The organism is Pseudomonas sp. ES4, from assembly GCF_050586665.1.
Taxonomy (GTDB): Bacteria; Pseudomonadota; Gammaproteobacteria; order Pseudomonadales; family Pseudomonadaceae; genus Aquipseudomonas; species Aquipseudomonas frederiksbergensis.
Map to the genome: position 1 here is coordinate 1 of NZ_JBOBDO010000032.1, position 12078 is coordinate 12078.

General features: G+C 60.1%; 9 protein-coding genes. 4 read left to right on the forward strand and 5 right to left on the reverse strand.

What is annotated here, in order from left to right; all coding sequences use genetic code 11:
* Window positions 1-85: 85 nt before the first annotated feature.
* Window positions 86-2959 (forward strand): aminomethyl-transferring glycine dehydrogenase, encoded by a 2874-nt coding sequence (gcvP, locus tag ACQ4OB_RS25140; RefSeq protein ID WP_430956670.1) that lies wholly within the window; start codon window positions 86-88, stop codon window positions 2957-2959.
* Between the two features lie 177 nt (window positions 2960-3136).
* Here gcvP and ACQ4OB_RS25145 read toward each other — a convergent pair whose 3' ends face one another.
* From ACQ4OB_RS25145 to ACQ4OB_RS25155, 3 genes are all read right to left on the reverse strand, one after another.
* The gene (locus tag ACQ4OB_RS25145; protein ID WP_074871813.1) at window positions 3137-3454 is read right to left on the reverse strand and encodes a DUF2388 domain-containing protein; all 318 of its coding nucleotides are present in this window, start codon (window positions 3452-3454) and stop codon (window positions 3137-3139) included.
* A 72-nt stretch (window positions 3455-3526) separates the two neighbouring features.
* Window positions 3527-5311, reverse strand: a complete 1785-nt coding sequence (locus ACQ4OB_RS25150) for a GspE/PulE family protein (RefSeq protein ID WP_074871812.1) — start codon at window positions 5309-5311, stop codon at window positions 3527-3529.
* Window positions 5312-5401: 90 nt separating this feature from the next.
* Entirely contained in the window at window positions 5402-5740 is a 339-nt protein-coding gene (locus ACQ4OB_RS25155) for a hypothetical protein (protein ID WP_430956671.1), read from the reverse strand.
* Between the two features lie 125 nt (window positions 5741-5865).
* On the opposite strand from ACQ4OB_RS25155, the gene ACQ4OB_RS25160 reads away from it, so the two are divergent.
* Entirely contained in the window at window positions 5866-6336 is a 471-nt protein-coding gene (locus ACQ4OB_RS25160; RefSeq protein ID WP_018927598.1) for an Lrp/AsnC family transcriptional regulator, read from the forward strand.
* A 126-nt stretch (window positions 6337-6462) separates the two neighbouring features.
* Here the strand turns inward: ACQ4OB_RS25160 and ACQ4OB_RS25165 are convergent, their stop codons facing one another.
* Window positions 6463-7830, reverse strand: a complete 1368-nt coding sequence (locus ACQ4OB_RS25165; RefSeq protein WP_074871808.1) for an inorganic triphosphatase — start codon at window positions 7828-7830, stop codon at window positions 6463-6465.
* Window positions 7831-7987: 157 nt separating this feature from the next.
* Here ACQ4OB_RS25165 and argE point away from each other — a divergent pair, with 157 nt between their 5' ends.
* Entirely contained in the window at window positions 7988-9157 is a 1170-nt protein-coding gene (gene argE, locus ACQ4OB_RS25170) for an acetylornithine deacetylase (protein WP_074871807.1), read from the forward strand.
* Between the two features lie 265 nt (window positions 9158-9422).
* Entirely contained in the window at window positions 9423-10721 is a 1299-nt protein-coding gene (gene argA, locus ACQ4OB_RS25175; protein WP_074871805.1) for an amino-acid N-acetyltransferase, read from the forward strand.
* A gap of 148 nt (window positions 10722-10869) precedes the next feature.
* Here argA and tauA read toward each other — a convergent pair whose 3' ends face one another.
* A complete protein-coding gene (tauA, locus tag ACQ4OB_RS25180; RefSeq protein ID WP_430956672.1) occupies window positions 10870-11859 on the reverse strand; it encodes a taurine ABC transporter substrate-binding protein in 990 nt (329 codons plus the stop codon).
* Between the last annotated feature and the right edge of the window lie 219 nt (window positions 11860-12078).

The window sequence follows — 12078 nt, forward strand, 5'->3', positions numbered from 1 at the left end:
TCTTCAGGGACACAGGGACATCGACTGCTATGCTGGTTTGACCGTGTTGCATCGACGTTGAGCGCCAGTCAAGAGAGAGCCCGTCATGTCCCAGTTGCCGTCCTTGAGCCAGTTACGCGACCCCAATGCCTTTCTTCGCCGTCACCTCGGGCCCGATGCCGCCGAGCAACAGGCGATGCTCGACAGCCTCGGACTTGGCAGCCGGGTCGAGTTGATCGAGCAGACCGTGCCGCCAGGAATCCGTCTGAACAGGCCGCTCGACCTGCCACCCGCTCTCGACGAAGAAGCCGCGCTGGCCAAACTGCGCGGTTATGCCGAGCAAAACCAGGTGTGGACCAGCCTGATCGGCATGGGCTACCACGGCACCCTCACGCCACCCGTCATTGTGCGCAACGTGCTGGAAAATCCCGGTTGGTACACCGCGTACACGCCCTATCAACCAGAGATCGCCCAGGGCCGGCTCGAAGCGCTGCTGAACTTCCAGCAATTGACCATCGACCTCACAGGCCTGGAACTGGCCAACGCCTCGCTGCTGGACGAAGCCACGGCGGCGGCGGAGGCCATGGCATTGGCCAAGCGGGTCGCCAAGTCCAGAAGCAATCTGTTCTTCGTCGACGAAAACTGTCATCCGCAGACTATTTCCGTGGTGCAGACCCGAGCAGAAGGGTTCGGCTTCGAGCTGATCATCGACACTGTGGATAACTTGAAACAGCACCAGGTATTCGGCGCGCTCCTGCAATATCCCGATACCCACGGTGAAATCCGCGACCTTCGTCCCTTGATCGATCATCTGCATGCGCAGCAAGCCCTGGCGTGTGTCGCCACCGATCTGTTGAGTCTGCTGTTGCTGACCCCGCCGGGGGAGTTGGGCGCCGACGTGGTGTTCGGTTCCTCCCAGCGTTTTGGCGTGCCCATGGGTTACGGCGGCCCTCACGCGGCGTTTTTTGCCAGTCGCGATGAATACAAACGGGCGATTCCCGGGCGAATCATCGGCGTGTCGAAGGATGCTCGCGGCAACGTCGCTTTGCGCATGGCCCTGCAAACCCGCGAACAACATATCCGCCGGGAGAAAGCCAACTCGAACATCTGCACCGCTCAGGTACTGCTGGCCAACATTGCCAGTTTCTATGCGGTCTACCACGGTCCGGAAGGGCTCAAACGCATTGCCCAACGCGTCCATCGGCTGACCTGCATCCTCGCCGCTGGCCTGGAGCGCCACGGCATCACCCGCCTCAACACGCACTTTTTCGACACGCTGACGCTGGAAGTCGGGGGTACTCAGACCGCAATCATCGAAAGCGCCCAGGCTGCTCAGATCAACCTGCGCATTCTCGGGCGTGGGCAGTTGGGGCTGAGTCTCGATGAAACCTCTGACGAATCCACCGTCGCCAAGTTGTTTGATGTATTCCTCGGTTCCGATCATGGGCTCAACGTCGACGAACTGGACGCTGAAACCCTTGATTCCGGCATTCCTGCCGGTCTGCTGCGTACCTCGCCTTATCTGCGTCATCCGGTGTTCAGCGCCCATCACAGCGAAACCGAGATGCTGCGCTACCTCAAGCAGCTGGAGAACAAGGACCTGGCGCTCAATCAATCGATGATCCCGCTGGGCTCTTGCACCATGAAGCTCAATGCCACCAGCGAGATGATCCCGATCACGTGGCCGCAGTTCGCCAACCTGCACCCGTTTGTACCGAAAGAGCAGGCGGTCGGTTATTCGCTGATGATCGATGAACTGGAGCGCTGGCTCTGCGCGATTACCGGTTTCGACGCGATCTGCATGCAACCCAACTCTGGCGCCCAAGGCGAGTACGCCGGGTTGCTGGCGATCCGCAAATATCACGAGAGTCGTCATGAGGGCGCGCGGGATATTTGCCTGATCCCGTCCTCGGCCCACGGCACCAACCCGGCGTCGGCGCAGATGGCCGGGATGCGGGTGGTGATCGTCGAGTGTGACGAGGCGGGCAACGTTGATCTGGATGACCTTAAAGGCAAAGCAGCCGAGGCGGGCGACAAACTCGCCTGCCTGATGGCGACGTATCCTTCGACCCACGGCGTATACGAGGAAGGCATCAGCGAAATCTGCGAAGTTATCCACAGCCACGGCGGCCAGGTGTACATGGATGGCGCCAACCTTAACGCGCAGGTCGGACTGGCGCGCCCGGCGGACATTGGTGCCGACGTGTCCCACATGAACCTGCACAAGACTTTCTGCATTCCCCATGGTGGCGGCGGGCCGGGCATGGGGCCGATTGGTGTGCGCGCGCATCTGGCGCCGTTCGTGGCCAACCACCCGGTGGTGCCGATCGAAGGGCCACTGGCGCAAAACGGCGCAGTCAGTGCGGCGCCTTGGGGCAGTGCGAGCATCCTGCCGATCAGCTGGATGTACATCGCGATGATGGGGCCGCAACTGGCGGATGCCAGTGAGGTGGCGATCCTCGCCGCGAATTACCTGGCGCAGCACTTGTCCGGGGCGTTTCCGGTGCTCTACACCGGGCGCAACGAGCGGGTGGCTCACGAATGCATTCTTGACCTGCGGCCACTCAAGACGCTGACCGGAATCAGCGAGGAGGACGTCGCCAAGCGGCTGATGGACTACGGCTTCCATGCGCCGACCATGTCGTTTCCTGTACCGGGGACGTTGATGGTGGAACCGACCGAAAGTGAATCGAAGGCAGAACTGGACCGGTTTATCGGGGCGATGCTGAGTATCCGCGCGGAAATTACCGAGGTGCAGAACGGCAACTGGCCAGCCGATGACAACCCGCTGAAACGTTCGCCGCATACCCTGGCGGATATCACTGGGGTTTGGGAACGGTCCTACAGCATCGAGCAGGCGGTGACACCGGATGCTCACACCAAGGCGCACAAGTACTGGCCGGTGGTGAACCGTGTCGATAACGTTTACGGCGATCGGAACCTGTTTTGCGCTTGCGTCCCGGTGGATGATTACCGGTGATCTGCTGCGCAACACAAACCCAATGTGGGAGCGAGCCTGCTCGCGATAGCGGTGTGACAGTCGTGGATGATTTCGACTGATCTACCGCTATCGCGAGCAGGCTCGCTCCCACAGGGTTTTGTATCAGGCATAAAAAATGCCGCTCATGGGAGCGGCATTTTTGTTCAGCGGTAAATCTTAATTCGACGCGACGGCATTCTTCGCCAGGATCGCGTTCGCCAGTTCCATGTCCGTGGCTTGCAGGCCAGGGTTGTCGGCGCGGACTTTCTGCATCGCGGCCTCCAGGTATGGACCGCGAATGCCGCCGTCGCTGGCGACAAAGCTGCCGGCATCGTCCTGGGCAGCAACGATCAGTTTGTGATCCTTGAACGTCAGGTAGGTCGAACCGGTGGTCGCACCGGATGAGATGACGTTACGCCAAAAGCTATCAGCCATCGCCGAACCGACAGGAAGGGACAACAAGGCGATGGTAGCGACAGCAAGTTTGAAACGCATATTGGGTGACTCCACTGGTTAACTACGGCCTTTGATTGCCAATTCCCCAATCGAGTTCCATAGCGGCCGCGCCTACTTTTGCTCGCTCTGCGGCGTTACCCGCAACACCTCCTCAATCGTCGTCAAACCCGCCGCCACTTTCTGCGCGCCTGACAATCGCAAGCTGCGCATGCCTTCCTTGAACGCCTGTCGCCGCACCGCCAGCAAATCGGTGTCGGGGCTGATCAGCGCTTTGACGCCGTCCGTCAGCTGCATGATTTCGTAGACCCCGGCGCGGCCGCGGTAACCGGTATCGCGGCATTCAAGGCAACCGATGGCACGATGTGCGTTGTGCGGCAACGGTGCCTGCCAGGGCCGCGTCAGGGTTTGCCAGTCTTCTTCACCCAGGGTCAGCGGCGCCTTGCAATGCGGGCACAAGGTGCGGACCAGGCGCTGGGCCATGACGCCGAGTACCGTGGCTTTGATCAGGTAATGCGGCACGCCCAGTTCCAGCAAGCGGCTGATTGCGCTCGGCGCATCGTTGGTGTGCAGCGTCGAGAGCACCAAGTGGCCAGTGAGCGCAGCCTGGATCGCCATTTCAGCGGTTTCCAGATCACGGATCTCACCGATCATGATGATGTCGGGATCCTGCCGCATCAGCGCGCGCACACCGGCGGCGAAGGTCAGGTCGATGTTGTGCTGGACCTGCATCTGGTTGAACGCCGGCTCGACCATTTCGATCGGGTCTTCGATGGTGCAGAGGTTGACCTCCGGCGTCGCCAGTTTCTTCAGGGTGGTGTACAGCGTGGTGGTCTTGCCGGAACCGGTCGGCCCGGTGACCAGGATGATGCCGTTGGGCTGGCTCGTCATGTCCTGCCAGCGGCGCAAGTCATCGGCGGAGAAGCCCAACTGATCGAAGTTCTTGAGCAGTACTTCCGGGTCGAAGATCCGCATGACCATTTTTTCGCCGAACGCAGTGGGTAATGTCGACAGCCGCAGCTCGACTTCGCCACCGCCCGGGGTCTTGGTTTTCACCCGGCCGTCCTGGGGTTTGCGTTTTTCTGCGACGTTCATCCGCCCCAGGCTTTTCAGGCGGCTGACGATGGCCATGGTCACTTGCGGCGGGAATTGATAGACGTTGTGCAGCACGCCGTCGATGCGAAAGCGCACCGTGCCTTGTTCGCGCCGGGGTTCGATGTGGATGTCACTGGCGCGTTGTTGGAACGCGTACTGGAACAGCCAATCGACGATGTTGACGATGTGCGCGTCGTTGGCGTCCGGCTCCTGGTCGCTGGCGCCGAGGTTGAGCAACTGCTCGAAATTGCCCAGGGTGTTCATCTGCTGATCGGCATTGGTCGCGCCGCTGACCGATTTGGCCAGGCGGAAAAACTCCACGCTGAAGCGCTGGATATCCACCGGGTTGGCAACCACACGCTTGATCGGCAGCTTCAGCACATGGGTCAGGTCGGCTTCCCAACCGGTGACGTAGGGCTGGGCGCTGGCCACGGTCACCGCGTCGCGGTCGATGGACACCGCCAGAATCTTGTGGCGCTGGGCGAAGGCGTAGGACATCAGCGGCGTAATCGCTGCAACGTTGATTTTCAGCGGATCGATACGCAGATAAGGCTGACCGGCCTGTTGCGACAGCCACAGGGTCAGGCTTTCCAGATCAAGGTGTTTACCGGGACGGCTGAGATCGTCCAGCAGTTGGCTGGCAATGAATTCCAGCGGGTGCATCTGGCCATTGGCAGCGTGACGGCGTCGAGCATTGAGCGCGTGTTCGGCCGAGTCCTGGCTGATGAAACCTTGGGCGACCAGTTCACGCAGCAAATCATTGAGATCCAGCCAGCGGTCCTGAATGGCAAGTTGAACGGACATGCGGGCTCCTCATGAACAACAGTTCGCAAAGGATAGTCGCGGACCCGCAGACCGTTGGGCCACTACGCGACGAAGCCGTGTCGAGTTTTTTCAGCCCGCCGCCTGAGCCGGTTCATTCCACATGCAATCAACCGCTTGCAGATCAACCGAACAGACGCTGATCAGGTTACGTAATTTTTCCGCGATCACCTGGGCGCGATGCCCGCTCAGGCCGTCTATCACGATGGCGATCGACAACAGATCGTCCGTCCGCTGCACGCTGACCTGTTGCGGCGTCAGACACTGCAATGCGAACAGGTTGAGCGCCCGGCACAGCAGGTCGGGTTCGGCCTCGGCCAACAGTTGATAGTGCACGCGGCAGTGGGCGTTGCTGACGTTCCAGACATCGGCGCGGGTGTGCGGGGTGTTGACGGCTTCTAGATGCGGCATGCTCGTTCTCCAAACTGGTGGAGGAATTTTTACATTCGGTGCCGGGCATTTCTTATCTATGATTGGGCATATTGGCGATTGTTTGAATTGCTCGATTCGGTAAGTTATCAATTAAAGGTTTTTTTATGCATAGCGAGTTGGATGGCTACGACCGCAAGATTCTCGCGTTGCTGCAAGAGGACGCTTCGCTTTCCAGTGCACAGATTGCCGAACAGGTGGGGCTGTCGCAGTCGCCGTGCTGGCGGCGGATTCAGCGGATGAAGGAGGAGGGGATCATTCGCGGGCAGGTGACCTTGCTTGACCGGAAGAAAATCGGGCTTAACACGCAGATCTTCGCCGAAATCAAACTCAACGCTCACGGGCGATCGAACTTCACCGAATTCACCGAGGCGATTCGCGGTTTTCCCGAAGTGCTGGAGTGTTATGTGCTGATGGGGTCGGTGGATTTCTTGCTGCGGATTGTGACGGCGGACATCGAGGCGTATGAGCGCTTCTTCTTCGAGAAGCTGTCGATGGTGCCGGGGATCCAGGAGGTGAACTCGATTGTGGCGTTGTCGGAGATCAAATCAACGACGAGTTTGCCGGTGTTGCGCTGACCCTACACTGATCGTTCCCACGCTCCTGCGTGGGAATGCAGCCTGTGACGCTCCGCGTCACCTGGACGCGGAGCGTCCCTTGAGGCATTCCCACGCAGAGCGTGGGAACGATCATCATCGCGAGATTTACATGCGCAGCAGCATTTTCCAGGCACGATTCTGATACACCGCAATCGCCTGCTGCTTACGCGCATCCAGCGATTCATCGGTGATCGGCTCGTTGGCCAATTGAGCAAGCTGTTTCAGCTCACCGTACAGGCGATCCATTTCCGGGATGTCCAGCACGTTGCGGGCGTGGTGCAGCCAGGCCTGGATGCGCTCGATACGCGGCAGTTGCTCGGCCAGGTCTTCCGGTTGTTGCTGATAACGCTGCAGTTGCAGGGAAGTCGCTTCCTCGCCCAGCAGACGCGGCAGCCAGCTACCCAATTGCGCAGCGCCCTGGCGATTGCCGCGGACGTTGCGATCGGCAGCCCAGGTGCGGGCCAGCAACCAGCGCGAAGTGTTCAACGAGAACAAGCCCCAGCGCGGATCTTCCAGTTCTTCGAGGAACTGCTCCGGCGCGGCTTTGCGCACGTCTTCGTCATCGATACCGGCCTGTACCAGCGGACGCCAGTCTTCGAGCAAGGCGTCCAGCGCGACGCGCAGATCGTGCGTTGACTGACGTGGCGCGGCTTGGCCCAGGCTGCTCAGCAGCGCGCGCAATTCAGCCAGGTTTTCGACCCAGTCCTGCAACAGGCGCCAGTGGCCATTGAAGCGATACTGCTCGGCCAGGCGCTGGCTGCTGCTCAGCAAGTGCCAGCTCAGCGCGGCAAAAGCGTCGTCCAGCGGCATTTCGGCGGTGATCTGCGGCGCCGGCAGGCTCAACGAATAGCTGTTGGCGTCGTACAAGCGATAACCGCGCTCGGCCTTGCTGATGTCACATGGCATCAGGGCCAGGGTCGCGGCCAGTTCGGCGGCCAGTTCCAGCAGTGCGGCCGGCTCGCCTTCGCGCAGTTCCAGTTCCAGCTCGCAGATTTCTTCTTTCTGCTTGCCCACGATCACATGTCCCAGGTCCAGTGCGGCTTCAATCACCACTTTGGTCTTGCCACGGCCCCAGGCGATTTCCGCGCGTTCGCGGACGAAATCGGTGGTGAAGATCGGCTTGAGGGTTTTCTTGTCCAGCTCGGCCAATTCTTCAGGCCAGCATTCGCCGTCGAGTTTCTTCACGTCGAGCTTGGCTTTGGGCAGGTTCCAGTCGTATTCGTTACGCTCGGACAAACCGGCGACGCTCTGGCCGCGGGTCTTGAGGGTCTGAATCACTTCTTCGCCATCGCGGCGCAGGCGCAGGGCAACCTTGGCGCGGGCCAGGTCGCGCTCAGGCGTGTCGAAGTACTGGTTCATCAACTCACGGCGTTCCCAGCCACTTTTGTTGCGTTTTTTCAGGAGCGGGTGCTCGCGCAGGGCAGCGAGCGTTTCTCGGCTGACGCGGAGTTTGATTTCGGTTTCTTTCTGCATGGCCGGAAAATCCAGGATCGGGAGCGCAGCCGGGGGAAATGTGTGGCTGCCAAGGTCGTGCAGTGTACAGGACTCCTCCGAGATAGGGTCCGCGACGGTTTATTCCTGTCGCCGGATGGTTCTATGATGGAGTTCAAATCGGGAGTTGGAGTCAGCGATGCCTTTGCCGTCCATGAAAGATCAGTTCGCTGCGCTGATCGCCGCGCCGTCCGTCAGCTGTACGCAGGCCCGCCTCGATCAATCCAACCGACCGGTGATTGATTTGCTGGCGACGTGGCTCGGCGATCTGGGTTTTGCCTGCGACATCCAGCAGGTCAGCCCCGGCAAATTCAATCTGCTGGCCAGTTTCGGCTCCGGCCCCGGTGGCCTGGTGCTGGCCGGTCACAGCGACACCGTGCCATTCGATGGTGCGCTGTGGCAGACCGATCCGCTGAAACTGACCGAAGTCGACGGCCGCTGGGTCGGGCTGGGCAGTTGCGACATGAAGGGCTTTTTCGCGCTGGCCATCGAGGCCGTCATACCGCTGCTCGATCAGCCGTTCAAGCAACCGCTGCTGATCCTCGCCACCTGCGATGAAGAAAGCTCGATGTCCGGCGCTCGCGCCCTGGCCGAAGCCGGGCGGCCGCTCGGTCGTGCGGCGGTGATCGGCGAGCCGACCGGGCTCAAGCCGATCCGCATGCACAAAGGCATCATGATGGAGCGCATCGACATCCTCGGTCAGAGCGGCCACTCCTCGGATCCGCGACTGGGTCACAGCGCCCTCGAAGCCATGCACGATGCCATCGGTGAACTGCGCGGTTTGCGATTGGCGTGGCAGCGTGAGTTCCGTAATCCACAGTTCAGCGTGCCGACGCCGACCCTGAATTTCGGCTGCATCCATGGCGGCGATAATCCCAACCGTATTTGCGGCCAGTGCTCGCTGGAATTCGATCTGCGTCCATTGCCGGGCATGGACCCCAATGCCCTGCGTGCGCAGATTCTGCAGAAGCTCAAGCCCATTGCCGAGTGGCATCAGGTGAAGATCGATTACGCGCCACTGTTCCCCGAAGTGCCGCCGTTCGAGCAGGCCGAGGACGCCGAATTGGTCCGTGTCGCGGAAAAGCTCACCGGCCATCGTGCCGAAGCAGTAGCGTTCGGCACCGAAGCGCCTTATCTTCAGCGTCTTGGCTGCGAAACCCTGGTGCTCGGCCCTGGCGACATCGCCTGTGCGCACCAACCGGGGGAATACCTCGAAATGTCACGTTTGCAGCCTACGGTGCATCTATTACGTCAACTGATTGAACATTACTGCCTGACACCGGCCAAAACGCCAATGCCAGTCGGTTGAGCGAGATCCCTGTGGGAATGAGCCTGCTCGCGATAGCGGTGTGTCAGATACTTCAGTATCGACTGACATTCCGCTATCGCGAGCAGGCTCACTCCCACAGGGGCTGTGTCACGGCTGGCAAGCCTCGTAAATTGCCGGTGTCCCAACCCGTATTCATGAGGAGAGCGCGCGTGTCGCCAAGCCTGTTCCGACGATAACCATCAGCCCGCTGTGCGTTTTCTGTTTCGCCCATTTTTTGGCTGCTATTTATTACAGGCCCAGGTTCATGCCCGAATACGTTAATTGGCTTCGTCACGCTTCGCCTTACATCAACGCCCACCGTGATTGCACGTTCGTCGTCATGCTGCCCGGCGATGGCGTGGAGCACCCGAACTTCGGCAATATCGTCCACGACCTGGTGCTGTTGCACAGTCTGGGCGTGCGGCTGGTGCTGGTTCACGGCTCCCGTCCGCAAATTGAAACCCGCCTCGCTGCACGCGGCCTGACCCCGCATTACCACCACGGCATGCGCATCACCGATGCCGCAACGCTGGAATGTGTGATCGATGCGGTAGGCCAGCTGCGTATTGCCATTGAAGCGCGGCTTTCGATGGACATGGCTTCATCGCCAATGCAGGGCTCGCGTTTGCGGGTGGCCAGCGGCAACCTGGTGACGGCGCGGCCGATTGGCGTGCTGGAAGGTGTCGACTATCACCACACCGGCGAAGTGCGTCGGGTCGACCGCAAGGGCATCAATCGCCTGCTGGATGAGCGTTCCATCGTGCTGCTGTCGCCGCTGGGTTACTCGCCGACCGGTGAAATTTTCAACCTCGCCTGCGAAGACGTCGCCACCCGCGCGGCCATTGATCTGGGGGCAGACAAGCTGCTGTTGTTCGGCGCCGACCTCGGCCTGATCGATGAAAACGGTCGCCTGGTTCGTGAGCTGCGTCCGCAACAGGTGCCGGCGCATTTGCAGCGACTGGGCAGCAACTATCAAGCAGAGCTGTTGGATGCGGCCGCCGAGGCCTGCCGCGGTGGTGTGGCGCGCAGTCATATCGTCAGCTACGCCGAAGACGGCGCGCTGCTGACCGAACTGTTCACCCGCGACGGTGGCGGTACGCTGGTGGCCCAGGAGCAATTCGAGATTGTCCGCGAAGCGGCCATCGAAGACGTCGGTGGTTTGCTGGATTTGATCAGCCCGTTGGAAGAGCAGGGCATTCTGGTGCGGCGTTCCCGCGAGGTGCTGGAGCGTGAGATCGAGCAGTTCAGCGTGGTCGAGCGCGAAGGCATGATCATCGCGTGTGCGGCGCTGTATCAGATTGCTGATTCGGATGCGGGGGAGTTGGCGTGTCTGGCGGTGAACCCGGAGTATCGCCATGGCGGTCGTGGAGATGAGCTGCTGGAGCGCATCGAAACCCGCGCCCGGGCGCAGGGGCTGAAAACCCTGTTCGTACTGACGACCCGCACCGCTCACTGGTTTCGCGAGCGTGGGTTTGTGCCGAGCAGTGTTGAGCGTCTGCCATCAGCGCGTGCGTCGCTGTACAACTACCAGCGTAATTCGAAGATCTTCGAAAAAACCCTGTGACTCTGTGGCGAGGGGGCTTGCCCCCGCTGGGTTGCGAAGCGGCCCCAAAAACCGGTCAATGCGGTGTGCCTGACAGAACCGTATTGCTGATACAGGGAGTCCTTCGGCCTCCAGCGGGAGCAAGCTCCCTCGCCACAGGTTCTGCATGTTACTCAGTGACAAACTTCGCACTGACATACGGCGAATAATCCGGCAGCACCGTCTCGACCTTCCCCTGTTCCTTCAAGAACTTCGCCGTCTCGCCAATCGCCTTGGCCGTGCCGCCGTTCAGCAACGCAGCGGTCTGTTGAGCCTTAGCGTCCGGGAACGTGGAACCGGCCAGCAACTCCGGCACATCCACAGCATTGGCACCGGTCAGTTTGGCGATTTTTTGCACCGGTACCGAGTCGGCAGTCCAGCTGTCCTTATGCGCGGCATAGTCGGCGAAAGAGTCCAGCGTGACCTTGGCGAATCTGGCCACAACCTCTGGGTGCTTCTCGGCGTAATCCTTGCGCGCGACCCAGACCTCGAAGGTCGGTGCTCCCCATTGGCCGACCTGTGCCGCGTCGGTCAAGGTCTTGCCAGTCTTGCGAATTTCCCCCAGCGCCGGCGACCAGACAAACGCCCCATCGATATCACCGCGCTTCCACGCCGCCGCAATTTCCGCTGGCTGTAAATTCACCACTTTGACTTTTGAGGCATCCAGGACCCAGTGCTTCAACGCACCCAGCAAACTGTAATGGGAGGTTGAAACGAAGGGTGTGGCGATGGTCTTTCCGATCAGATTTTCCGGTTTATCAATACCGCTGCCGTTGCGTACCACCAGTGCTTCAGCGGCGTTGATCTGGGCGGAAACAATGAACGCAACGATTGGCAGATTGCGCGAAGCGGCGGCAGCCAACGGACTGGAGCCGAGGTTGCCAATCTGTACGTCGCCGGAAGCGATGGCTGTAACCACTTCCGGGCCGCTATTGAAACGACGCCAGTCAATTTTCTGACCCAGGGTTTTCTCGTACAGTCCGTCTGCCTGGGGGACTTTGCTGGGGTCGATGCCGGTTTGATAACCGATCGTGAGGTTCGCCGCCTGAGCGCTGACGGAAATTAATAGCGATACACAAACTGTAACAACTGGACCGGATAGTGCGCGTTTGGTCGTCATGGCGCTGCCTTTCGATAGGGATTGATCGTGTGTGGCATCAAGCTAATCGATCTAAAAAAAGGCTAATAAATACCATTTAGGAATTAGCTTATGAGTCGGTGACCGTGTCCCGACTCAAGGGAGAGTTCGGAGCTAAATTCCTGAACAGTATGAAAAAGAACGGGGTGATTCTTTTTGGGTTTAAGGCCCGGAAAGGAAGGAATTTATAGAGGGGTTAGA